At 69.9% G+C, this 24483-nt stretch carries 18 protein-coding genes; 6 read left to right on the forward strand and 12 right to left on the reverse strand.

All coding sequences use genetic code 11. The features are described 5' to 3' along the window. The first annotated feature begins 91 nt into the window (after positions 1 to 91). Positions 92 to 2026 (forward strand): ABC transporter ATP-binding protein, encoded by a 1935-nt coding sequence (locus RI578_RS12290; protein ID WP_310871121.1) that lies wholly within the window; start codon positions 92 to 94, stop codon positions 2024 to 2026. Continuing rightward, complete coding sequence (locus tag RI578_RS12295) at positions 2023 to 3894, forward strand: ABC transporter ATP-binding protein (RefSeq protein WP_310871122.1); 1872 nt, start codon at positions 2023 to 2025, stop codon at positions 3892 to 3894. The genes RI578_RS12290 and RI578_RS12295 overlap by 4 nt, the downstream gene beginning before the upstream one ends. A 40-nt stretch (positions 3895 to 3934) precedes the next feature. Here the strand turns inward: RI578_RS12295 and RI578_RS12300 are convergent, their stop codons facing one another. Further along, entirely contained in the window at positions 3935 to 5914 is a 1980-nt protein-coding gene (locus RI578_RS12300; protein ID WP_310871123.1) for a BTAD domain-containing putative transcriptional regulator, read from the reverse strand. Positions 5915 to 6793: 879 nt separating this feature from the next. Between RI578_RS12300 and RI578_RS12305 the strand changes: the two genes are divergently transcribed. Beyond that, positions 6794 to 8254 (forward strand): NDP-hexose 2,3-dehydratase family protein, encoded by a 1461-nt coding sequence (locus RI578_RS12305; protein WP_399063079.1) that lies wholly within the window; start codon positions 6794 to 6796, stop codon positions 8252 to 8254. Between the two features lie 106 nt (positions 8255 to 8360). Here the strand turns inward: RI578_RS12305 and RI578_RS12310 are convergent, their stop codons facing one another. Both RI578_RS12310 and RI578_RS12315 read right to left on the reverse strand, forming a co-directional pair. Continuing rightward, positions 8361 to 8978, reverse strand: a complete 618-nt coding sequence (locus RI578_RS12310; RefSeq protein WP_310871125.1) for a dTDP-4-dehydrorhamnose 3,5-epimerase — start codon at positions 8976 to 8978, stop codon at positions 8361 to 8363. A gap of 76 nt (positions 8979 to 9054) precedes the next feature. Then, complete coding sequence (locus RI578_RS12315; protein ID WP_310871126.1) at positions 9055 to 11385, reverse strand: excinuclease ABC subunit UvrA; 2331 nt, start codon at positions 11383 to 11385, stop codon at positions 9055 to 9057. Positions 11386 to 11592: 207 nt separating this feature from the next. On the opposite strand from RI578_RS12315, the gene RI578_RS12320 reads away from it, so the two are divergent. Continuing rightward, the gene (locus tag RI578_RS12320; protein WP_310871127.1) at positions 11593 to 12453 is read left to right on the forward strand and encodes a methyltransferase domain-containing protein; all 861 of its coding nucleotides are present in this window, start codon (positions 11593 to 11595) and stop codon (positions 12451 to 12453) included. A 34-nt stretch (positions 12454 to 12487) separates the two neighbouring features. Continuing rightward, a complete protein-coding gene (gene rfbB, locus RI578_RS12325) occupies positions 12488 to 13504 on the forward strand; it encodes a dTDP-glucose 4,6-dehydratase (protein ID WP_310871128.1) in 1017 nt (338 codons plus the stop codon). 28 nt (positions 13505 to 13532) lie between these two features. On the opposite strand, the gene RI578_RS12330 is transcribed toward rfbB, so the two are convergent. The 6 genes from RI578_RS12330 to rdmE form a co-directional block, all read right to left on the reverse strand. Next, positions 13533 to 14777: a DUF418 domain-containing protein gene (locus RI578_RS12330; protein WP_310871129.1), complete on the reverse strand. Its 1245-nt coding sequence runs from the start codon at positions 14775 to 14777 to the stop codon at positions 13533 to 13535. A gap of 21 nt (positions 14778 to 14798) precedes the next feature. Beyond that, positions 14799 to 15608 (reverse strand): FkbM family methyltransferase, encoded by an 810-nt coding sequence (locus RI578_RS12335; RefSeq protein WP_310871130.1) that lies wholly within the window; start codon positions 15606 to 15608, stop codon positions 14799 to 14801. A gap of 76 nt (positions 15609 to 15684) precedes the next feature. After that, positions 15685 to 16968 (reverse strand): activator-dependent family glycosyltransferase, encoded by a 1284-nt coding sequence (locus RI578_RS12340; protein WP_310871131.1) that lies wholly within the window; start codon positions 16966 to 16968, stop codon positions 15685 to 15687. 27 nt (positions 16969 to 16995) lie between these two features. Next, positions 16996 to 18126, reverse strand: a complete 1131-nt coding sequence (locus RI578_RS12345; RefSeq protein WP_310871132.1) for a P450-derived glycosyltransferase activator — start codon at positions 18124 to 18126, stop codon at positions 16996 to 16998. A gap of 46 nt (positions 18127 to 18172) precedes the next feature. Beyond that, entirely contained in the window at positions 18173 to 18967 is a 795-nt protein-coding gene (locus RI578_RS12350; RefSeq protein WP_310871133.1) for a phytanoyl-CoA dioxygenase family protein, read from the reverse strand. 56 nt (positions 18968 to 19023) lie between these two features. After that, positions 19024 to 20631: an aklavinone 12-hydroxylase RdmE gene (gene rdmE / locus RI578_RS12355; protein WP_310871134.1), complete on the reverse strand. Its 1608-nt coding sequence runs from the start codon at positions 20629 to 20631 to the stop codon at positions 19024 to 19026. Between the two features lie 163 nt (positions 20632 to 20794). Here rdmE and RI578_RS12360 point away from each other — a divergent pair, with 163 nt between their 5' ends. Next, entirely contained in the window at positions 20795 to 22084 is a 1290-nt protein-coding gene (locus RI578_RS12360) for an activator-dependent family glycosyltransferase (RefSeq protein ID WP_310871135.1), read from the forward strand. Between the two features lie 66 nt (positions 22085 to 22150). On the opposite strand, the gene RI578_RS12365 is transcribed toward RI578_RS12360, so the two are convergent. From RI578_RS12365 to RI578_RS12375, 3 genes are all read right to left on the reverse strand, one after another. Continuing rightward, on the reverse strand, positions 22151 to 22381 hold the full coding sequence (locus RI578_RS12365) for a helix-turn-helix transcriptional regulator (protein WP_310875747.1): 231 nt from the start codon (positions 22379 to 22381) through the stop codon (positions 22151 to 22153). A 160-nt stretch (positions 22382 to 22541) separates the two neighbouring features. Next, positions 22542 to 23396, reverse strand: a complete 855-nt coding sequence (locus tag RI578_RS12370; protein WP_310871136.1) for an ABC transporter permease — start codon at positions 23394 to 23396, stop codon at positions 22542 to 22544. Continuing rightward, positions 23393 to 24277: an ABC transporter ATP-binding protein gene (locus RI578_RS12375; protein ID WP_310875748.1), complete on the reverse strand. Its 885-nt coding sequence runs from the start codon at positions 24275 to 24277 to the stop codon at positions 23393 to 23395. The genes RI578_RS12370 and RI578_RS12375 overlap by 4 nt, the downstream gene beginning before the upstream one ends. Positions 24278 to 24483: the final 206 nt, after the last annotated feature.

Genomic DNA, 24483 nt, shown 5'->3' on the forward strand with positions numbered 1-24483 from the left:
CCGGGGATGCCGCATGATGCCCCCGTACGACCCCCCGTGAGCTCGAAAATCCGGTGGGCAGTGTCAGTGGTGAACCGTAGGCTCGCTGCTGATGCCCACTACACCCGCCTTGGCCAAGGCTCCCACCGAGGAACGGTCCACCGTGCGCGCCCTGTTGCGGCTGTGGCCCTACGTCCGGCCCGTGCGGGCGCGGTTGGCGACCGCTGCGGGCGTGGCGATCGTCGCCTCCTGCGTGGGGCTGGTGATCCCGCTCGTCCTGAAGTGGATGGTGGACGGACCGGTCGCCGACCGCGATCCGGCGGGCGTGTGGCTCGGGGCGCTGTACCTGCTCCTCCTCGGGCTGGTGGAGGCGCTGCTGTTCGGGCTGCGGCGGTGGCTGGTGGCCCGGCCGCTGGCGGGCGTCGAGGCGGGGATGCGGGCGGACCTGTACCGGCATCTGCAACGGCTGCCGGTGGCCTTCCACGACCGGTGGGCCTCGGGACAGTTGCTGTCGCGCGGGACGACGGACCTGATGCTGCTGCGCATGTTCCTCGCCTTCCCGCTGACGTTCCTGCTGGTCAACGGCGTGACGATCCTCGTCGGCGTGGGCATCATGCTGGTGCAGGACTGGACGCTCGGGCTGGTGATCCTCGGGCCCGCCATCCCCGTGATGATCACCTGCGCGGTCTTCGAGAAGAAGTACTCCGCGGTGGCGCGGCGCGCGCAGGACCAGGTCGGGGACCTGACGACCGTCGTCGAGGAGAGCGTGCTCGGCATCCGGATCATCAAGGGGTTCGGCCGGCACCGCAGCCAGGCACGGGCCTTCCACGAGCTGTCGCACACGCTGCGAGGGACCGAGCTGCGCAAGGCGCGGCTGCTGGCGGCCATCTGGGCGGTCATCGTGGCGCTGCCGGAGGTGGCGATCGGGGCCGCGCTGGTGGTGGGCACCGTGCAGGTGGCGGACGGGTCGCTGTCGGCGGGGACGCTGGTGGCGTTCCTGTCCACGGCGCTGGCCCTGCGGTGGCCCGTCGAGTCGATCGGCTTCCTGCTGGCGATGAGTCAGGAGGCGGCGACGGCTACGGACCGGTACTTCGAGGTGATGGACGCGGAGGTGGAGGAGCCGGGGCGGCCGGGTGAGCCGGCGTCCGTGTCGGGGGGTCGGTCGCGCGGCCCGGCGGTGCGGGGTGCCGCTGCGCCCACCCGTGCCGCCCCTGGGGGTACCTCCCAGGCCGTTCAGGCGCTGGGGGAGGCACGACTGCCCGCAGCGGGGGGCGGCGGTCTCCGGTTCGAGAATGTCCGGTTCCGTTACCCCGACGCGCCCCCCGACTCCCCACCCCTCCTCGACGACGTAGACCTGCACATCCGTCCCGGCGAGTCCATGGCCCTGGTCGGGGCCACCGGCAGTGGCAAGACCACGCTGACCGCGCTCGTCCCCCGCCTGCACGAGGTGACCGCCGGACGGATCACGCTGGACGGCGAGGACATCGCCGCCCTGTCCCGCGAGGAGCTGCGCTCCATGGTCGCCGTGGCCTTCGAGGAGCCCACGCTGTTCTCGGCGACCGTCGGCGAGAACGTGCTGATGGGGGCCGGTGGCGCCGCCGGCGAGGAGGAGTTGCGGCGGGCGCTCGCCGTCGCGCAGGCCGACTTCGCCCACGCCCTGCCCCAGGGCACCGGCACCCAGGTCGGCGAGCAGGGCCTCAGCCTCTCCGGCGGCCAGCGGCAGCGCCTCGCGCTCGCCCGGGCGGTGGTCGGCACACCGAGGTTCCTCGTCCTGGACGACCCGCTGTCCGCGCTGGACGTGCACACGGAGGCCGCCGTGGAGGCCGCCCTGCGGCAGGTCCTCGCGGACACCACCGCCCTGATCGTGGCGCATCGCCCGTCCACGGTGCTGCTCGCCGACCGCGTGGCGCTGCTCTCCGGCGGCCGTATCTCCGCCGTCGGCACCCACCAGGAGCTGCTGCGCACCAGCGCCGAGTACGCCCATCTGATGTCCGGTCTCGACGCGCACGAGGGTCCCGAGGGACCCCGGGAAGGGGACGGCCGATGACCGCGCCCACGGCCACCGCGCCGGATAGGGAACAGCCCGAGGGCGAGCCGGCGCCCGAGAACCCGGCCTTCGCGGCCGACGACCTGTTCGACCGGGACGTCCTGCCCAGTCCGCCGGGCGCGACCGCCGTCCTGCTGCGTTCCCTGCTGGCGCCCATGAAGGCCCGCGTCGCCCTCACCACCTTTCTTCTGCTCCTCCAGCAGGCGGCGGTGCAGGCGGGCCCGCTGCTGGTGGCGTACGCCATCGACCGTGCAGTGCCGGCGCTCCGGGACGACGACCACGGTCCGCTGATCGCGGTGGGCGCCGGCTATCTGCTCTGCTCGCTGGCCGCGGGCGCGCTCCAGTACGCGTTCGTCGCCGCGGCGGCCCGCGTCAGCCAGGACGTGCTGCTGGACCTGCGGGGCCGGATCTTCCGGCACGCGCAGGAGCTGAGCGTCGACTTCCACGAGCGCTACACCTCGGGTCGGCTGATCTCCCGCTCGACCACGGACGTGGAGTCGCTGCGCGAACTGCTCGACGAGGGTCTGCAGGAGCTGGTGACGGTCGTCCTGTCCTTCGTCTACATCGCGGCGCTGCTGCTCTGGCTGGACCTCGGCCTCGGCGCGGTCGCGGTGGCGTCGTTCGTGCCGCTGTACGGGCTGGTGCGGCTGTACCAGCGGCGCGCGGGACGGGTGTACCGGCGGCGGTCCACGGCGATCGCGGCGGTGATCGTGAAGTTCGTGGAGACGCTGAACGGCATCCGGCCGGTGCGCGCCTTCCGCCGCGAGGACGCCAACGACGCCGACTTCGCCGTACTGAACCGGCGCCACGAGCGGACCAACGGCGACGCGCTCCTGGAGATGGCCCGCTACGTCGTCGGGTCCCGGCTGGTCGCCAACACGGCCGTCGCGGGGATCGTGCTGTGGGGCGCCTACCGCGTCGCGGACGGCACGCTGGCCCTCGGCGTGCTGGCGGCGGCGGTGCTGTACCTGCGCCGGCTGTACGACCCGATCGACCGGCTCGGCATGTTCCTGAACTCCTACCAGTCGGCGGCGGCCTCGCTGGAGAAGATCGCCGGACTGCTGGCCCAGACGCCGTCCGTGCCGGAGCCGGCCGCGCCGAAGGAGCTGCCGCCGCCGGCGTCGGAGCACCCCGGCCGCGAGGTCGTCTTCGACGGGGTCCGCTTCGGCTACCGCACCGGCGGCGAGGTGCTGCCCCGCTTCGACCTGACGATCCCGGCCGGGCAGACGGTCGCCGTCGTGGGCTCGACCGGCGCGGGCAAGTCGACGCTGGCCAAGCTGCTCGCCCGGTTCTACGACCCCTCCGACGGCCGGGTCCTGCTGGACGGCACGGATCTGCGCGACCTCGCCGTGCCCGAACTTCGGCGCGGGGTGGTGATGGTGACGCAGGAGGCGTTCCTGTTCTCCGGCACGGTCGCCGAGAACATCGCCATCGGCCGTCCGGAGGCCACCCGGGAGGAGATCGAGGGAGCCGCGAAGGCGATCGGCGCCCACGACTTCATCGCCGCGCTGCCCGACGGCTACGACACCGACGTCCGCAAGCGGGGCGGCCGTATCTCCGCCGGGCAACGGCAACTCGTGGCGTTCGCGCGGGCCTTGCTCGCCGATCCGGCGGTGCTGATCCTGGACGAGGCGACCAGCTCGCTGGACATCCCCGGTGAGCGGGCGGTGCAGCGGGCGATGGCGACGGTCCTGAAGGGCCGTACGGCGGTCGTGATCGCGCACCGGCTGTCGACCGTGGAGATCGCCGACCGGGTGCTGGTGATGGAGCACGGCGGGATCGTGGAGGACGGCGCGCCGGCCGAACTGATCGCCGGCACGGGCCGGTTCGCGGATCTGCACCGGGCCTGGCGGGACAGTCTGGCGTGAGGACGGGGCTTGCGGAACCACGAAGCTCGCGGCGTGGCTCTCACCTTCCCGGAGGCGTGACACCCACCGGTTCCCCCACCGGCGCTCCTCCCCTCTCGTGCCACAGTTCGTCACGCGAGAGGGTGTCCAGCAGCCGCTCACGGGCATACACCCGGGTCAGTCCGGGGAACGCGTAGTGGGCCGAGTCATTCTCCCACCGCACTATGTCGATCAGGTGACTGTCGACGAAGCTCTGGAGCAGGCGCTCCACGGTACGGCTGTCGCTGCCGAGGAGTTCGACGACGGACTCCGCGGTGAACTGCTCCCGAGGGAGGATGCTCAGCAGCCGGAAGACGCTCCGCTCCACACGGCCGAGCCCCTCATAGCTGAAGTCGTACCGGGACCGTACGTCGAGTTCTCCCAGGCGCAGCTCGTCCAGCAGCTTCTCGGAACAGGCCAGTTGCTGGACCAGGCTCGACAGGGTGAGTCCCGGGCTGCCGCTGAGGCGGCCCCCCAGGCATCGCACTGCCAGGGGGAGACCACCGACGGTCGCGACCAGTTGACGGGCGGCGCGACTCTCCCGCTCGACCCGGGCGGTTCCTATGATGCGGGAGAGCAATTCGCTGCCCTCCGTGGTGTCCATGGAGTCGAGGTTGATGTTCCAGGCACCGCCCAGACCGTGCAAGCGCCTGCGGCTGGTGATGACGACGGCGCAGTGCGGATCGCCGGGGAGCAACGGGCGCACGTCGGCCAGCGACGACGCGTCGTCCAGCAGTATCAGCAGCCGCCGGCCGACCGTGGTGGATCGGAACAGCTTCGATCGTTCCTCCAGGTCGGTGGGGATCTCGGATTCCGCGATCCCCAGAACGCGCAGGAATCCATGGAGCACTTCCGCGGGGTCCCGGCCCGTACCCATGGAAGCGCACAGATCCGCGTAGAGCTGTCCGTCCTCGAAGAGCGGTCGGACGGTGTGGGACATGTGGACCGCGAGCGCGGTCTTCCCCACTCCGGGCATACCGCTGATGACCGCGACGGCGGTCGCGGTGCGGGGGTGGGCGCTCTGCTCGTTCCGGGCCATGACGGTGAGGGCCTGCTGGACGAACGACTCGCGGCCGGTGAAATCGGTGAGGTCGGCGGGGAGTTGTGCGGGGACTGGAGCGTGCGGGGCGGCGGGGCGGGGCACCGGGGCCGCGGCGGTCCCCGCGGTCGCGGCCGTCTCCTCGGTCACGGAACGTGCGGCGGCGCTCCGGCGGGGCTCGATCAGGACGGGCCGTCGGCGTTGCTCGTACGGTGCCCCGACGGTGGCCTCCGACAGCAGGGCCTGGTGGAGCGTCCGGAGCTCCTGCCCCGGCTCGAGACCGAGGTTGTCGATCATGCTTCGCCGCAGCACCTGGTAGACCTCCAGCGCCTCGTGTCGCCGGCCGGAGCGGTGGAGCGCGATCATGAGCGAGGCGTGCACGTTCTCGTGCAGGGGGCGGCTGAGCACGAGCGACTTCAGCTCGCTGATCAGTTCCTGGTGGCGCCCCAGTTGGAGATCGGCCTCGATCCGCAGGTCGAGGGTGCGTTCCCGGAGCTCTTCCAGCCGCGTCACGTAGGAGGACAGCAGGCCACCGGGCACGACATCGACCAGCGCGGAGCCCCGCCAGAGCGCCAGGGACCTCTGGAGCACCTCGGCCGCTCCCGCCGGGTCCCCGTTCCGCAGCAACAATTTGCCTTCTTCGGCTTCCACTTCGAATCGGTGGAGGTCGGTACAGACGTCGGGGATGGCCAGCGTGTATCCCCCGGGCCGGGTGAAGAGGATTTCCTCCGAATTACGCGCCGTCAGGATTTTGCGGAGCTTGTAGATGTACGTCTGGAGCGTCGTCATCGCACTCGTGGGAGGGGCGCTCTCCCACAGCTCATCAATGAGTTCCGACGTCTGCACCAGGGTGTTTCTCCGCATCAGCAGAAGGGCAATTACCTGACGCGGCTTGGGTGCGGTGGGTACAACATTGTGCTGACCATCGAGTATTTCTAATGGCCCAAGCATACGGAAGTCCATTTCATGTCCCCCGTCAATGACGTAGCGCCTTTGCAAGAGTTTGCCTCTCCCTTTAGACTAGATTAACCCTTCCACTTCGACAGGACAAGGTTCACTCATCCTCGTCCGATGTACATTTCACGCCATGTTCCGCGGCCCCTGGTCAGGAGGTCTCGCGTTGGAGACAGTCGCCGTCCCTGGATAATCGTGCAAGGCGTAGAGCTACGATTTTGAATCAACCGCTCACGGAAATCTTCCGGTGATGTTCAGCGCGACCGGAGCTCGTAGCCGGGCACGGACACAGGCGGTGTCGGACGGCGTGCGGGCGGATGTGACTTCGCGGGCGCGCGTCTCGGCCGGGCGGCGCCCGACGCCGCCGCTGAGCCGGCTGGTGAGGGTGAGCGGTTCGACGTGGCGGAAAGTGCACTCTCCGGGCGGTCACCCCGGGCGGACCAACTGTGGCGTCCCATCGCTTCACGCTCCGCTGTCGTATGACGGCGACTGCGCCCGACGGGACACCATCGCATGGGGGTCGTCATGCACGTACCATCCGAGCTCGTCCTCGAGGAATGGTCGAACCCGTCTCCAGACTCCATCTGGACGCATGCATTCCGCCTAGCGCGCCTCATGGCCGCTCCAGCGCGTGTGCCACGGCGACCTGGTCCGCCGCGGAGCGGAATGGTGACCGCGCCACCGCTGAGGAATTCGGGGAAAGAGGGATTCAGGGAAATTCGAGGTCGTTGCTGCCTGCCCGCACTGTACTGGGGCCGTGCGCGCGGTCGACGGCCCGCCTCCACCGGAACGCACGAGGTCACCGGCGCGTCCGCCCTTCTCGACACCGCTGACGCGGAAGACCGCTGAGTACCCAGCACGGCTTTGTCCTTCCGGCGCAAAGGAACTCTGGTGAATCGATTTGCCCCGTCACCACCGTCCCCACCCGTTTCCCGGCGACTTACGGACCGGCTCCTGAGGTCTGCCCTCACCGAGGAAAGCAGGGTCCATCAGCCGGACTCGTTCGCCTCGTGGTTCGCCGCCGCCCGCGAGCGATCCGGTCTCCGCGTCGGCCGTGTGGAGCTCGACAGCCTGCGGGACTGGGGACGGGACCCGCGCACGGGAGCGCTGCGGCATCGCAGCGGCGGCTTCTTCTCCGTCGACGGACTGGACGTCCGCTTTCCCTCCGGTCCGGTGCCCCACTGGCAGCAGCCGATCATCCATCAACCCGAGGTCGGTGTTCTCGGTCTGCTGGCCAAGGAGTTCGGCGGGGTGCTGCACTTCCTCATGCAGGCCAAGGTCGAACCGGGGAACAGGAACCATCTGCAGCTCTCCCCCACTGTGCAGGCCACGCGCAGCAACTACCTGCGGCTGCACAAAGGGCGTGCGGTCCCCTATTTGAAATACTTCCAGGAGAGGGCCCGGCACAAGGTCATAGCCGATGTGCTCCAGTCGGAACAAGGCGCCTGGTTCTTCCGCAAGCGCAACCGGAACACCGTCCTCGAAGTCACCGACGAGATCGTCGTCGAGGAGGGCTTCCGCTGGATGACGCTCGGTCAGATCCACCGTCTGCTGGCGGTCGAGGACATCGTCAACATGGACACCCGCACGGCGCTGTCCTGCCTCCCCCTGGCCGGCGGCACTCTCGAAGGTGCCCTGAACACCGGCGACGGCTTCCGGGACGCACTCGTCCGCTCGTGCGCCGGGAATTCGGGCACTGCGCACAGCATGACCGAGCTCCTGAGCTGGATCACCGAGCACCGCGCCCAGGGCGCCCTCACCACCCGCCCAGTGCCACTGGGAGATCTGAGTGGGTGGGACAGTTCGCCGGAGCGGATCTCCCACACCAGCGGACGCTTCTTCTCGGTGATCGGGGTGGAGGTCTCGGCCGGCACGCGCGAGGTCGCCGGGTGGTCCCAGCCCATGATCGAGCCGCACGGGACCGGTCTGATCGCCGTCCTGGTGAAGGAGATCGACGGCGCGCTCCACGTCCTGATGCGAGCCGGCGTCGAGCCCGGCTACGTGGACGGAGTCGAGCTCTCCCCCACCGTCCAGTGCGTCCCGGAGAGCTACGAGGTGCTGCCCGGACCGGCCCGGCCCCGCTTCCTGGACCATGTGCTGTCAGCCCGGCCGGAACGGATCAGGTTCACCAGCCTGTTGTCCGAAGAGGGCGGTCGTTTCCACCACGCCCTCAACCGCTACCTCGTCGTCGAGGCCGACGGCGAGTCCGGCCTCCCGGAGGAACCGGAGTACCGCTGGGTGACGCTGCACCAGCTCAGCAGCCTGCTCCGACACAGCCACTACCTCAACGTCCAGGCCCGCAGCCTGGTCACCTGTCTGCACAGCCTGCTGGCCCCGCGGCCCGGATGAGCCCGTGGGGCGGCCGGCTTCAGACGAGTGGTGGCGGTCCACCGGTCCTCCGGTGGGCCGCCACCACTCGTCGTGACCGCCGGGGGGTCGGGCGAACCGCCGGGGGTCAGGCGGACCGCAGGGCTCGGTCGATCGCCAGGCACTCCGCGTAGTCGGGCAGCAGGCCGTCCGACGCCGCCTTCTCCAGGGTGGGCGCCGCGAGGTCGCGCTCGGACAGGATCGGCTCGATGTCACCGGGGATGGGCAGGGCCAGTTCCGGATCGAGAATCGACAGCGCCAGCTCGTGCTCCGGCACGTACTCCCCGGACAGCAGATAGGAGACGACGGTGTCGTCCTCGAGCGCGACGAATCCATGGGCCACGCCGACCGGGAAATACACGGCGCGAAATGTCTCGGTGTCCAGGAGTACGGAATCCGAGCGGCCGAAGGTCGGCGACCCGACCCGGATATCCACCGCGATGTCGAGCGTCTTTCCGCGCGCACAGTACACATACTTGCCGCAACCGGGTGGCGTCAAGGTGTAATGCAGTCCGCGCACCACACCCCGCTGTGACCGGCTGTGATTGGTCTGGGCGACACGGAACAGCGCATGTCCGGTGACGCCCGAGAACGCCGACTCCTGGTAGGGCGACAGGAAAATGCCACGCTCGTCGTCGAACACCCGTGGGGTGAATTCGATGGCGCCCTCGACGGAGAGTTTCCGCGACTGCATGGTGGAAGCCATAACAGACTCCGATTCAAAGCCGTGTTTTCTGGTCTGCGTTCCATGACCATGATGGTCCCGGCGTCTCGCACGCGCCTCAACGACGGCTGGACGGCCCGGGCGCCGTACTGGCGTCCGGCATGCCCACGTACTCGCGCAGATGCCGGGCGGTGAGAGTGTCGCCGCGGGAGACGAGTTCGGCCGGGGTGCCGGTGAACACGACCCGGCCGCCGTCATGGCCCGCGCCCGGTCCGAGGTCGATGATCCAGTCGGCGCGAGCCATCACGGCCTGGTGGTGCTCGATGGCGATCACCGTGTTGCCGGCGCCCACCAGCCGGTCGAGCAGGTTCAGCAGTTGGTCCACGTCGGCGAGGTGCAGTCCGCTCGTCGGCTCGTCCAGGACATAGACGGCGGCCTTCTCAGCCATGTGGATGGCCAGTTTCAGGCGCTGGCGTTCGCCGCCGGACAGTGTGGTGAGGGGCTGGCCGAGGCCCATGTATCCGAGACCGACGTCCGCGAGCCGGTCGATGATGGCCCGGGCCCGGCCAGTGGTGAAGAAGTCCCGGGCCTCGTTCACCGTCAGGCCGAGCACCTCGCTGATGTTCTTGCCCCGTAACGTGTAGGTCAGCACCTTGGCGATGAACCGCTTGCCCTCGCACTCCTCGCAGAGCGTGGCGACCCCCGCCATCATGGCGAGGTCCGTGTAGACCAGCCCGATGCCCCGGCAGTTCCGGCAGGCTCCCTCGGAGTTCGGGCTGAACAGGGCCGGCTTGACGCCGTTGGCCTGGGCGAAGGCGGCACGGATCGGGTCGAGCATGCCGGTGTACGTGGCCGCGTTGCTGCGCCGGGACCCGCGGATCGCGGACTGGTCGACCACGATCACACCGTCCCGGCCGGACAGCGAGCCATGGATCAGTGAGCTCTTGCCCGATCCGGCGACGCCGGTGACGACGGTCAGCACACCGAGGGGGATCTCGACGCTGACGTCCTTGAGGTTGTGCAGCGTGGCGCCTGTGACGGGAAGGTGCCCCGTAGGCTGCCGCACGTGCTCCTTGGTCCGTACCCGGTGGTCCAGGTACCTCCCGGTGAGCGTGCCGGAGCGACGGAGCTCCGTGACGTCACCGGTGAAGCAGACCTCGCCGCCGGACGGTCCCGCGCCCGGGCCCAGGTCGACCACGTGGTCGGCGATCCGGATCGTCTCCGGTTTGTGTTCCACGACGAGGACGGTGTTCCCCTTGTCGCGCAGCCGGAGCAGGACGGAGTTCATGCGCTGGATGTCGTGCGGGTGCAGTCCGACGGTGGGCTCGTCGAAGACGTAGGTGACGTCGGTGAGGCTCGACCCCAGGTGCCGCACCATCCTCACCCGCTGGGCCTCCCCACCGGACAGAGTGCCCGACTCCCGGTCCAGGCTCAGATAGCCGAGACCGATCTCCACCAGGGAGTCGAGCAGTTCGCTGAGGCTTGTCAGCAGGGGGGCCACCGAGGGGGCGTCGATGCCCCGGACGAACTGGGCCAGTTCGCTGATCTGCAGGGCGCAGCACTCGGCTATGTTGAGTCCGTTGATCCGGCAGGACAGCGCGGCGGCGTTCAGCCTGCCTCCGCCGCACGCCTCGCAGCGGGCGAAGGTCACCGCCCGGTCCACGAAGGCGCGGATGTGAGGCTGCAAGGCGTCGCGGTCCTTGGCCAGGTAGAGGCGGCGCACCTTGACCATGAGGCCCTCGTACGTGGTGCCGGTGCCGCTGTGCAGGAGCTTGACCTTGGTGGCGGTCCTGTGCAGCAGGTCGTCCCGCTCGGTGGGGCTGTAGTCCTTCACCTTGACGTCGGGGTCGAAGAAGCCGGAGTGGGCGATCGACTTCCAGTACCAGGAACCGACGTTGAAGTTCGGCACGGTGATCGCGCCCTCGTTGAGGGAGCGTTCGACGTCCACCAGCTCACCGGCATCCAGCGTGGAGACCCGGCCGATCCCCTGGCATTCGGGACACATTCCCTCGGGTCCGTTGAAGCTGAACGCTCCCGACGTACCGATGTGGGGGGTCCCTGATCGGCTGAACAGGATCCGCAGCATGGTGTGCGCGTCGGTGGCGGTGCCGACGGTGGAGCGGGAGTTGGCGCCCATCCGTTCCTGGTCGAGGACGATCGCCGCGCTCAGATTGCGCAGGGCGTCGACGTCGGGCCGGCCGAAATTCGGCATGAACGACTGAATGAACGCCGTGTAGGTCTCGTTGATCAGGCGGCGGGACTCCGCGGCGATCGTGCCGAAAACCAGCGACGACTTCCCGGAACCGGAAACGCCGGTGAAGACGGTGAGGCGCCGTTTGGGGATATCGAGGGAAACATCTGCGAGGTTGTTCTCTCTCGCGCCCCGGACCCTGATCACATCATGGCTGTCGGCCTCCGGCCGCTGACTCATGGCCTCTGCGGAAGTCATCGGATCACACTATTCCACTGCCCAAGACGTGTAAACACGACCGGAAAAGTGCTCGGTTGGTCTCGGTTGGTTGGTCTCGGTTGGTCTCGGTTGACGAGTAAACCATCCAGTCGCGCTCCATCTGCTTTCGAGTGCTTTCGAAGGACACAGTCGGACGATGGCCTCTCGTCATCCTTTCGCAGTCCGGCGGATTCCTTGGGAGCGCACGTGGACGAAACAACGTACAAGGCCCATGTCACAGCGGCGTTCAACCGGGCCGCGGGGGCCTACGACCGTTTGGGAGTCACCTTCTTCACCCCCATGGGGCGACGCCTTGTCGAACGAGCGGACCCGAAACCCGGGGACCGTGTGCTGGACGTGGGCTGCGGCCGGGGGGCGTGTCTGTTCCACGCCGCGTCGCTCGTCGGCGACCGGGGCCACGTACTCGGCATCGACATCGCACCGGCCATGATCGAGGAGGCGCGCAGGGAGGCGGAGTCCGACGGGGTCCGCAACGTCGAGCTCCGGGTGATGGACGGGGAGTTCCCGGACCTGCCGGCCGGCTCCTTCGACGTCGTCACCGGCAGCTACAGCCTCATCTTCTTCCCGGACGCGCGGGCCGCCCTGCCGCGCTACGCCGACCTGCTCTCCGACGGCGGGCGCATCGCCTTCACCAGTCCGGTCTTCGACGACGACGCGTTTCCGTTCCTCCCGCCGGTCTTCACCGAGCTCATCCCGCGGTCGCTGCTGGAGAATCTGCCTCCGCAATGGCGGCCGGAGGAACTCCAGCGCCGGTTCAACAGTTGGCTGGCGAAGGAGGCCGACCTGCGCCAGGCCCTGGAGTCCGCGGGGTTCCGGGATGTGGAGGTCACCGACGAACCGGTCGACCTCGTGGCGCCTTCCGGTGAGGCCTGGGTGACGTGGTCCCACACCCAGGGCATGCGCCTGCTGTGGGATCACCTGCCCGACGACGACCGGGAGCGGCTGCGGGTCCGGCTCACCAAGGCGCTGGACGACATGCGTGAGGACGGCGGGCCCCTGTCGATCGAGACGCCGGTGCGCTACGTCACGGCGAGCGTGGCCCGTTGACCTCCCCTTCGAGGTGTCCGAAGGGGCGTCCTTCATGAGGTTGCTGATCACCGGTGGCGCCGGTTTCATCGGTTCCCACTATGTGCGGAGCCTGCTCGCCGGCCGCTACCGCGGTTACGAGGACGCGCGGGTGACCGTCCTCGACAAACTCACCTACGCGGGCACGCTCACCAATCTGCCGCGTACCCATCCGAGGCTGACGTTCGTGCGGGGCGACATCTGCGATCGCGGGCTGCTGACGGACCTGCTGCCGGGACATGACGCCGTGGTCCACTTCGCGGCGGAGTCCCATGTCGACCGCTCCATCGCCGGCTCCGCTCCCTTCGTCACCACCAATGTCACGGGCACCCACACCCTGCTGGACTGCTGCGTCCGCACGGGGGTCAACCGGTTCGTGCACATTTCGACGGACGAGGTCTACGGGTCGACGGACGAGGGGGCGTTCTCGGAGCGGTCCCCGCTGGAGCCCAACTCCCCCTACGCGGCCTCCAAGGCGGCGAGCGACCTGCTCGTCCGGTCCTTCCACCGCACCCATGGGCTGTGGACGTCGATCACTCGCTGCGCCAACAACTACGGGCCTCACCAGTTCCCCGAGAAGGTCATTCCGCTCTTCGTCACCAACCTGCTGGAGGGCAGGAAGGTCCCGTTGTACGGCGACGGGCTGCACGTACGGGAGTGGCTGCACGTCGACGACCACTGCCGGGCGGTGCAGCTGGTGCTGGAGTCCGGCAGGGCGGGCGCCACGTACAACATCGCCGGCGGGAGGGAGCTGGCCAACCGGGACCTGACCCGGATGGTGCTGGCCGAATTCGGCGCCGGCTGGGACCGGGTGGACCAGGTCGCCGACCGCAAGGGTCACGACCGCCGGTACGCCTTGAACGCCGAGCGGATCAGGGAGGAACTCGGCTTCGAGCCGGACATCCCGTTCGAGCGGGGATTCGCCGAGACCATCCAGTGGTACCGCGACAACCGTGCCTGGTGGCAGCCGCTCGTCCGCCGTGCGGCCACTCCGGCACCGGCGTCGCCGCGACCGGCGCAGCGGCTCGGGTGAGCCGCGGCGCCGTGCCGAAACGAGCGGGTCAGCGCCGCGGCGGCCTGGAGGCGTCCGCGGCGCTGCTCCGCTCCTCCCCGCGCACGCCGGGCGGTTTCCCGGCCCGACGGGTCGCCTTGCGCAGCAGCGCTTCGGCGGGCCCGGGTCTGTTCCTCCGGCGCAGCAGTTCCGCGGCCAGTACGCCAACGCACCAGGTGCCGAGGGCGACAAGTGCCGAGGCGAAGACACCGACGCGGTCACCGAACCCGAAGGTGTACGGGGCGAACAGCACCAGCCAGACGACCGACTGCCCCACGTAGCAGCTCAACGACCGCCGGCCGCACGCGGCGACCGCGCTCACGGTCCCGCTTCGCCGGCCCTCCAGGCGCAGTGCGAGCAGAGCGACCGCCGCGGCGAGTCCGCAGCCGCCCGCGTACCCCGTCAGGACGTGCAGCACGCTGAGCCCCAAGGTCACGTCCGAGGGCGCGGTGGTCCACGTCCCGGAGGTGATCATCGCCAGGGGGAGACCGCCGACGACGCTGAGGGCCGTGCCCCACAGCGCCACCCGCCTCAGCATGGCCCTGTGGCGGCCCGGCTCCTCCAGGACGCGCTGCCGGGCGACGCGCGCACCGATCAGGAACGGGCCGAGCGATACGACGGCGAACAGCGGTGTGGTGAACATCCAGGTGCCGACTCGGTACGCGGCGTCGGTGGCGGGGTCGGCGGCCAGGAACATCGCCGCCGCGGTACCGGCCGGGTCGCCGGAGGCGTTCGCTGCCAGGGTGCCGCCGTACAGCGCCGCTCCCATGACGACGCCGGTGCCCGCCACCGTGTACAGGGTGCGGTCACGGACGCCGGTCAGGCCGACCGCGACCAGCCCGAGCAGCCCGTACGCGCCCAGTACGTCCCCGGCGAACAGCAGCAGTGCGTGGACGAACCCGAACAGCAGCAGCCATCGGGCACGCCGCCGCAGCACGGCACGGGCTCCGGGCTCGTCCCGTCCCCGTGCCCGCTCGCGGGCGAGGATCCGGCCCGTGCCGTAGCCGAACAGCAGGGCGAACATGGGGAAGCTGCGGCTGTCGGCGAGGACGGTGAGCAGCCCCGCCGTCCACGCGTCGAGCGGCGAGCCGGCGACCGGCGGGTACCCCCGGATCACCGCGGCGCTCCCATCCACGAACATGTGGGCGTGCACCAGGGCGACGATCAGCAGCATGAGGCCCCGCGCGAGATCGGGGGCGAGGGCATGCCGCTCCGGGGCCTCGGTGCCGGACGGCCGCCGGGCGCCGTCGTTCATCGGTCCGTCCTCCTCGACGTGTCAGTCCCGTTCCGCGAGCACCAGGTGGACACTGCCCCCGACGTAGACGCCCCACTGGGAGACGGTGGCCCTGAAGCCGAGGCCGGCCAGTCTCGAGACGATCCGCCCGAGCCGGTCGTCGATGTCGTGGACCTCGAGCAGGACCCGCCGGATGCGGGGCCAGCAGCCGGGATCGATGCCGTCGAGGACGTCGAGTTCACCCCGTTCCACATCGATCTTGAGCAGGCCCACACGGTCCACGCCGCGCTCCGCCATGACGGCGGCCAGCGTGGTCACCTCGACCGGAATCCGCTGGGTCACGTTGAACGTCCGCCGCACAACCTCTCGCGTCTGTGCGTCCGCGTGGATGTTGTCGAGGTGCGCTTCGAGGTTGCGGGTGTCGTCCTCGGCGTCGTCGAACAGGGTCGAAGCCGAGGCCACGTAGGGGCGGTAGATCAGTTCGGACTTGCCCGGCGCGGATCCGAGCGCCTGCCGGTACGCGGTCGCTCCCGGGAGGTGGCGGGCGAGGTTCTCGACGAGGCAGGTGTAGGCCTTGTGGGCCGGCTCGAAGGCGAGCAGGCGGTTGTCGGGCGCGAGTTGGGCGAAGAGCAGGGACGCCAGCCCGACGTGCGCGCCGACGTCGATGATGGCCTCGTCGGCGCCAAGCCCCTCCGCGGCCCTGCGGTAGGGGGCGGCGCTGCTGATCTCCTCCCAGAGAGTGTGTGCTTCCGCTTCCTGCACCGCGGACACCACTCGGCCGTCGGACAGTTCGCAACGTGCCACAGGGAGGTCGGTGGGCAGTTCGTCTGGGAGATCCCACGGATTCGACATGCCGACGACGCTGCCGCACCGGTCTCGAGGAGAGCACGAAGAACACTGGTTCACCGTGCCCCGCCGCCGGGCCCGGTCACGTGCCGTTCCGGTGCTCCCCGGTCAGCTTCTCCAGGACCGGCACGACCTCGTTGGGCGTCGGCATGGCACGGATCTCCTTGCGCAGGTCCCTGGCCCGCTCGGCGTACGAGGGCTCGTCGAGCAGTCGGAGGATCTTCTCCCGCAACACCTCGGCGCTCAGGTCACGGGCGGAGACGGCCAAGGTGGTGCCCGACTTCTCGTACTCCTCCCCCATGTCCTCGCTCACCCACTCGTAGCCGACGATGACGACCTGGGGCACGCCGTGCAGGTCCGCCGTCGCCTTCGTCTGGTAGCCGGCGTGGTGCACGATCACCGAGCACGAGGGGGCCAGTTCGTTGAGCGGGACGAAGTCGGTGGTGCGGATGTTGTCCGGCAGTTCCGGCAGGGCATCGCGCTGCGCCGGGTCGAGGGCGGCGATGATCTCGACGTCCAGTCCGGCCAGGCTCTGGAAGAGGGCGGCGAGGGTGTCGCCCAGCCGGAACCGCTCGGAGGCCTCGCTGGTGATGGAGGTGCCGAGGGTGACGCACACCCGTCGGCGCTCGGCCGGGGCGTAGAGCCACCTCGGCACCGCGCAGCGCCCGTTGTACGGAACGTAGCGCATCGCCACCGTGGGCAGGTCGAGCTCCTGGCGCAGGCTACCGGGCCGGGTGTCGATGACCCACTGGCCCGTCAGCATCGTCTCGTCGAACCGCCGGTCGCTGCCGAGCCGTTCGAGCGTCCAGTCGATCCACTCGGCCGTCGGGTCCTCCCGCAGCGGCTCGGGTTGCTGGTCGCGGTGGCGTACGAAGTGTCCGCGGGTGACCATCTGAAGAGCCAGTTCGGGGCCGGACACCAGGCGCGCGTGAGCCGCGCCGACCGCGGCGGCGACCACCGCCCCGGCGATCGAGAAGCTCTCCCAGATCACCAGGTCCGGCTGCCAGCCGCGGGCCACCTCCACCAGTTGGTCGATCTGCGCGTCGTTGTTGAGCGGCTGGTAGAGGGCGGGCACCACCATGTTCTCGTAGGCGAGATGGTCCTCCCAGGTCGCCTTGGAGGGGTCCTGCTTGCTGGTGCCGATCTCGTTGAAGAGGGAGATGGCCTCCTTCTGGAAGTCGTCGAGCTGTTCCCACAGGGTCGGGGACTCGATCGGCACGGCGGTCAGGCCCGTGTGGGTGACGGTGTCGACGAGCTGTTCGTTGCACGCCGCCTGCACCTCGTGGCCCGCGGTGCGCAGGGCCCAGGCCAACGGGACCATCTGGTGGAAGTGATTGCCCTCGATCGAGGTGAACAGGACTCGCATCGCCGGACTCCTTTCTGTCGGTACCGGTCAGCCGATGGCCAGCGGACAGCTGAGCAGGTGCCTGGTCACCGGCGAACGGCGGCTGCGCAGCGGTTGTCCCGCCCGGCGCGGCCGCCGCCCGGCGGCCACCAGCGCGCGGACGACGGATTCCGCCAGGGCGCGGGCGAACGGCAGCGTCACCCGGTGGTACCGGGCAGGGACGAGGACGTCGGCCGGACGGCCGGCGATGAACCGGCCGGGGTCGGGAAAGCGCCCGGGGTCGCGGTTCGCGGCTCCGACCAGCACCACCACCTGCTCACCCGCCGAGACGAGCTGCCCGGCGAACTCGACGTCGGCACGGGCGAGGGCCGGATGAAGCTGCACCGGGGAGTCGTACCTCAGGGTCTCGGTCACGACCAGGGCCGCGTGCTCGGGGTCGTCGGCCACTCGTGACCACTGTTCGGAGTGGTCCACCACCGCCAGCACGGCGCTCGCGACGAGCCGCGTCGCGGTGCGTACTCCCGCGGTGGCCAGCAGCACCGCCGCGTCCCGCGTGTCGGGGGCCGCGTCGCCGTTCGGCGCCACGAGGAGCGTCCGCAGTCGGCCGACGGCGGTCAGGGCACGTCGGCTGCCGTCCAGTCGCTGCGGGCACAGCAAGCCGTCGAGGACGACTCCGGCGTCGGCGCAGGCTTCAGCCAGGTCCCGGTGGTGCGGCGCGGGCGGCCCGAAGGTCTCGGCGAGCAGGTCCACCGGAACTCGCTCCGCGAGGCCGGTGACGAGGTCGAAGTTCCCGGCCAGGCCGCCGACCGCCCGCTCGCACACCGCATTGACCGTGGATCGGGGGAAGGCGGTCGCCGCCGATGCGCGCAGCCGCTCGTAGTACGCGGCGTCGCCGCCCAGTCCCACGTCGTCCACCGGTACCTGGCCGGCCTCACCGGACACCGGGCCGTGCGGCCATGCCTCGCCCAGGAGCGTCGCGGCGAGGTCGTGGTCCGCCGTCACCCACGTACCCCCGGCGCTGCGCCACAGCGGGCCGAGCGCGCGGATCCGCTCGTAGGCCGGGTGCAGGTCCTCCGCGTGGCCGCGAAGCACGTCGGCGTACGGATCGCCCTTCATCTGGCGCAGCCACACCTCGCCGTGCGCCCGCTGCAGCCGCCTGCCCAGTTCGCTGATCTCCATGGGGTTCCGTGTCCCTCGAATGTCGCTCACCTCTTCGCGGCCTGCTCTAGACAAGGGGGAACTTCTCGTTGTCGAGGCGGTCACCGGGCGCCATGTGGGAGATGTGGGCGTCCTCGGTCCCGGGCCGGTAGGTGGCTTCGGCGTCCATGTAGACGATGCCGTGCCCCATCCGGGGGCTGTCGGTCCGGTTCGGGCCGGCCATGTGGACGGTGCGGCAGTGGTGGAAGGCGACATCGCCGGCCTTCAGCGGGACGGTGATCCGGGGCTGCCAGCCGTAGTCCGGCCAGATGTCCTCGATGGGCCGGTGTTCCGCGAAGCTGGTCATGTGGGTCTGCCGGTGGGCCGCGTCGCGCAGATGGGAGCCGGGCACGTAGCTGAGGCAGCCCCGCTCGACGGGTACGTCGACCAGCGCGACCCACGCGGTGAGAGTCCGGTCGAGGCCGTCGAGCGGCAGGCCGGTCTCGTCGTCGTGCACGAGCGTGGGCAGCGTGTTCAGGTCCTTCTGGCCCGGCTTGAGGAGGACGTCGGTGCTGTAGACGCGCAGCGGGGCTCCGGCGAGGCGCTTGGCGATCCCGGTGACCACCGGATGCAGCGCGAGGTCGCGGAGCGCCTCGTGCTTGAGCCAGGCCTGGGCGACGAAGTGCACCTGCACCTCGTCCTCGCCGGCCCCCCAGATCTCAGGCCCGTGCTGGGCCATCAGTTCCTCGGAGGCCGCCCTGAAGCGTTCCGTCTCGGAGGTGGAGAGTACCTGCGGAATCCGGACGAAGCCGTTCTCCCGGTAGTACCGGTGGGCCTCGTCGGTGAGGACGTCAACCGTGGTCGGGGCGTTGCGAGCCGCCATGGCGGATTCACTCCTTCGTCGCGGTGGTACGGGCTTCTGCGCGTCGGGCGGGCGGTTCAGCGGGACAGCACCCGGGCCAGGGCGTCGCGCAGGCTTGCGGCGGGGTCGTCCGGTCGGGTGGCGGTGCGCCAGGCGACGATCCCGTCCGGCCGGATCAGGCTGGCTCCGGCCGTGCCGATGCCGAACCGTTCGGCCAAGTCGCCGTCGACGTCGCTGAGATCGGTGGCCAGACCGTGCACCTCGATGGGAGTGCCGAGCTCCTTGCTCGCGCTCAGGCTCCACTCGGTCCAGTCCGCGCCGTCCTCGCCGGTGATCAGCAGCCAGCCGGAGCCGAAGAGGTCCACGGTGGACATGCGTTCACCCGCCCGCCGCACCCAGACGTGCGGCATCCGGAACCCCGGCCGTCCGGTGGGCCGGGCCGGGGGCTCGACACGGGAGGTGTCGTCGTCGTCGATGACGACGGCGCCCGAGCGGTAGCGGAAGCCGAGGACCACCTCCGCGTAGCCGACGGGCCCGGCCATCCGGTCCTTCAGATGGGGGGCCAGCCGGGAGGCGTACAGATGCATGGACTCGTCCATCACGAGCTGTGCCACGAGCCTGCGTTCCGGCTCATAGCTGTCCAGCAGACCCGGCCCGGCCTGGCCGGTCAGTACGGCGGAGAGCTTCCAGGCCAGGTCGAAGCCGTCGCCGATGGCGGTGTTGCCGCCGAGTCCGCCGGTGGGCGGCACGACCTTGGCGGAGTCACCGACCAGGAACACCCGGCCGACGCGCCACCGTTCGGCGATACGGGCCGCCATCTCCCATCGCTGGATGTCCAGCACCTCGGGTTCCAGGTCGGGCGCGTCCAAACCGACGCGGATCAGCTCGACGCAGCGGTCATGGGTGAAGTCGTCGGCGGATTCGCCCCGTTCGGGATCGTATTCGACCAGGAAGGTGTGCCGTTCGGGACGGTCGCTACCGATGAAGATGCCGCTGAAGTGAGGGTTGCGGAGGTAGTAGAGGCCGGACGCGTCCGGCGGAAGGACCGTCTTCAGATCGGCCTCGAAGATCATGCCCACGACGTGGGACAGCGAGCCGTGGCCGTGGCGGGCGATGCCGAGCCCTTCCCGGATGGGGCTGCGGTCGCCGTCGGCGGCGACGAGGTAGCGCGCCCGCACAGTGCTCTCCGCGCCGCTCTCCCGGTCGCGCAGCACCGCGGTGACGCCGAGCTCGTCCTGTTCGTAGGAGACCAACGCGGTGCCGAACCTGACCTGTGCTCCGTCCTTGAGCGCTCGGGCCCGCATCAGCGGCTCCAGCTGGTCCTGCCAGGCCAGCGCCCACGACATCGGGGAGCAGGGCGCGGTGCTGGCGACCAGGTGCTCGAAGCCCTCCTCGAAGGAGCCGAGGACTTCGCCGCCCACGGTTTCGGCGACCCGGGTCGTGAAGTGGCCCTTGGCGCCGCGATGGTCGGTGACCTCCTGCACCTGCTCGGCGATCCCGCCGAGCCGCAGCAGTTCCATGGTGCGCGGATTCTGGCCGATCGCCCTGGGGTGGATCGACGTCGTCGGATGCTTCTCGGCCATGAGCACCCGCACACCGAGTCGGGCGAGGAACATCGTCGTCGAGAGTCCGCCCAGGCCCGCGCCCACGACCAGGACATCAATCTCTGTGCCGGCTTCCGCCATCGCTGCCCTCCCGCTTCGGTCCGGCGCCCGTCCGGCCGGTACCCGAAGGCCGAGACTCGCCGGTGTGCTTCGAAGTCCGCTGGAGGCCTTCCGACGAGGGCTCGTGCGAGGCTGCGGAATTCCTCGAGCGCGGCGCGACGGAACAGGGGCAGCGTGGGGTCCCATGCGAGTGCTGTTCACGCCGTTCCCGGCGAGCACCCACGTCCACACCCAGGTACCGCTGGCGTGGGCGATGCGGGCCGCGGGACACGAGGTCCGTGTCGCCACCCGGCCGGACGTCGTCGAGGACATCAACAACGCCGGCCTGACCGCGGTCGCGGTCGGCGACGTCCTCGACGTTCCGGCCACGATGAACCCGGAGTACACAGACGAGCCCGACGAGATCCGTGACGAAGCCTGGCTGGACGTTCTCGACATCAGCGAGACCCGGCCGGAGAAACTGACCTATTCCTACGTCCACGGAGTGCTCACCGCGTGGACGTCGTTCGTCTACCAGAACACTCTGCCGGACGACACCACGGAGGAGCTGATCGACTTCGCCCGTGCCTGGCGGCCGGATCTGGTGGTGTGGGACACCATGTACTACCCCGGCGCTCTCGCGGCACGGGTCAGCGGGGCGGCCCACGCCCGGTTGATGTTCGGTCTGGACCTGGTGGGGCTGATGCGCCGGCACTACCTGAGCGGACTGGCCGGACTGCCGCCCGCACTGCGGGAGGACCCGCTCGAGGAGTGGATGAGCCGGATCCTGCGGCGGCACGGCCAGGCGTTCACCGAGGACCTGGTCGTGGGCCAGTGGACCATAGACCCCGTGCCGCCATCGCTGCGGCTGCCCGTGGGCCTGCCGTCCGTGCCGGTGCGTTACGTGCCGTACAACGGAGAGGCGAAGATCCCCGATTGGCTGCGGGAGCCCCCGCGGCGGCCCCGGGTCTGTCTGACCCTGGGCAGGTCGTTCCGCGAGGTGGTCGGGGCGGACCGGACATCCGTGGGTGACCTACTGGCCGCCGTGGCGGAGCTCGACGTGGAGGTGGTCGCCACCTTCACCGCGGATCAGCTGGAACCGGGCCGACGCGTGCCGGACAACGTGCGGGTCGTCGACTTCGCCCCGCTGGACGCGCTGCTGTCCGGCAGCGCGGCAATCGTCCACCACGGGGGGTCGGGGACGCTCCAGACCGCGCTGGCGCACGGTGTCCCGCAGGTGATGGTGCCGGCGAAGATGTGGTGCAACGTCCCCAAGGCGCACCGGGTGCGGGACGCGGGCGCCGGGCTCTGCATCGACCCGCGGGAACTGACGCCTCAGGGGCTGCGTGCCGCGCTGGTGCGGGTGCTGGAGGAACCGTCGTTCCGCGCTCGCGCGGAACGACTGCGCCGGGAGGTCGTCGGCACCCCGGCTCCCGCCGACGTCGTCCCCGTGCTGGAGAGGCTCACGGCCGAGCACCGGGCGCACCCGTACTGAGTACGGGACGCCCCGCCAGGCGTGCGCGGCCGTGGGAGTGTCGACGCTCCCACGGCCGCGACACGTTCACGAGGACGGGGGTGCGGTGCCCCCGATCCGGGGGAAGGGAGCGGTCGAGAAGATCACCTCGACCGGGACCTCGAAGTACTCCGCGATCCGCAGGGCGAGGAACAGGCTGGGGCTGTACTCGCCGCGCTCCAGGTAGCCGACCGTCTGATAGTGCACACCGAGGGCGTCGGCGAGCTGCCTGCGGGTGATGGCGCGCTCCACCCGCAGCAGGGCGATGCGGTTGTGCACCGTCTCTCCCCCGCCGCCCCGGGCACGCCCCTGCTCACCGGCGGCCCGCCAGCCCGCGGCGGGCTTGTCGGTGCCGGCGGCGGACCGGGGTTCCGACGCCCCGGTCTCCGGCTCCGGCGTGCCGCGCCGCACCGGACCGCTCTTCCTGCCGGATGCCCTGTCACCCAACGCGCTTCAATGCCTCCTGTTGGCGTGCTTCGACCTTCGATCCCGTCTCGCCGCGCGCCGTACGGCTCAAGACCCTCGGCGCGATCAGCAACGCGGCGACGGCCCAGACGAGCAGCACGACCGCGGTCATGGGCCTGCGCCAGGAATCGCCGAGCTCGACGGCGACCGCCGCCTCCGGCAGCAGCGCGGCACGGGTGCCGAGTCCGACCCAGTACACGGGGAAGATCTGCGACACGCCCTGAAGCCAGCCCGCCAGCGAGGTGATCGGATAAAAAATACCCGAGATCGCCATCAGACCCATCGTCGGGAAGATACCCCAGGTGTTGGCACCGCGCGGATTCTTCACCATGGCCCCGATGATCAGGCCGATCGGCAGGGTGGCGAGCAGACCGAGGCCCAGCACCCAGAGCAGGTTCAGCCACTTGCCGATGTCGTCGGTCACGAGGTCGGCGAAGAGGAACACGCTGGGCACCAGAATGATCGTCAGCGTGAGCACGGTGCTCAGCGCGGTCCCCAGCACGCGGCCCGCGATGTAGCCGATGAGGCCCTGCGGTACCGTCCTGGCCCGCAGCAGCGTGCCGTCCTCCCTCTCGGCCGCCAGCGCGAACGCGGCGCCGCCCAGTGCCTGGAAGGCCAGCAGTCCGCCGATCATGCTCGGCATGGAGAGCGTCGCCAGCGAGAGGTCGGTGCCGTCCACGGTCGAGTCCCGCATGAAGAACAGCACGCCGAGGAAGACTCCCCCGAGGAACAGGTAGTAGATGATGTCGCCGGGCGTGGTCAGGGACTGCCGGAACTCTGTCCAGCCGCGGCGCAGACCGAGCCGCGCGGCGTACACGGTGGGATTCACTGGCCTGCCTCCCGGAACGCGGCGATCGCCTCTTCGGACCGGCCGGCCTCGAACTGCCGGACCATGGTCATGTACGTGTCCTCCAGGCTCGCCCGGCGGACCTCCAGGTCACGCACCAGGTTCCCGTGTTGTTGGAACAGCTCGTAGGCGAACGTACTGGCGTCGGGGGTCGCGTGGACGAAGTGCTCGCCGTTCACGGCCCAGCGCACTTCGGCCTTGCCGGCCGCCTGCCGGGCGAGCAGGTCCGCGCTGCCGTCGGCGACGATCTGCCCACCGGCCAGGATCAGGATCCGGTCGGACAGCTTCTCGGCTTCGTCCAGGTCGTGTGTCGTGAGCAGGATCGTGGTGTCCTCCAGGTCGGAGAGCCGGTGCACCACGTCGTGGAAGTCACGACGGGCCTTGGGGTCGAACCCGACGGTGGGCTCGTCCAGGAACAGCACTTCCGGCCGTCCGACGATGCCGATCGCGACATCGAGGCGACGACGCTGTCCGCCGGACAGGTTGGCGATCTTCTGGTCCGCCTGCTCCTCCAGGCTCACCATGGCGAGCAGTTCGTCCACGTCGCGCGGGCGAGGCCGCTCGGCGGTGGAGTAGGGCCGGTAGAAGTCGCCCAGCTGGGCCAGCAGCTCCCGGACCTGCCACTTCCCGTGGTCGCGCCATGACTGGAGCACGATGCCCAGCCTGGCGCGCCACTGTTCGTCACCCTTGGCGGGGTCGACGCCGAGCACACTGACCTCACCCGCCGACCGGGTGCGGAACCCTTCCATGATCTCGATGGTCGTGGTCTTTCCGGCGCCGTTCGGCCCGAGCAGCGCGACGACCTCGCCACGGCAGACGTTGAAGTCGACCCCGTTCAGCACGTCCTTGGACCCGTACCGCATCCGCAGCTCACGGATGTCGATCACTCGTTCGCCCGGCGATTTCTCCGATGATCCCGCGGCCTGACTCAACTCGTGCAGATCACTTGTCCCTGCCATGGGCCGTCTACCTTTCGATCAGACCTGTTAGATCAAAGATAGTAGCTCTACTACATGCTGTACAAGTCAGACGGCCGATGGATTAGTGACGCACGGTGAAGGAGAGTGGG

Source organism: Streptomyces sp. BB1-1-1, from assembly GCF_031597775.1.
Classification (GTDB): Bacteria; Actinomycetota; Actinomycetes; order Streptomycetales; family Streptomycetaceae; genus Streptomyces; species Streptomyces thinghirensis.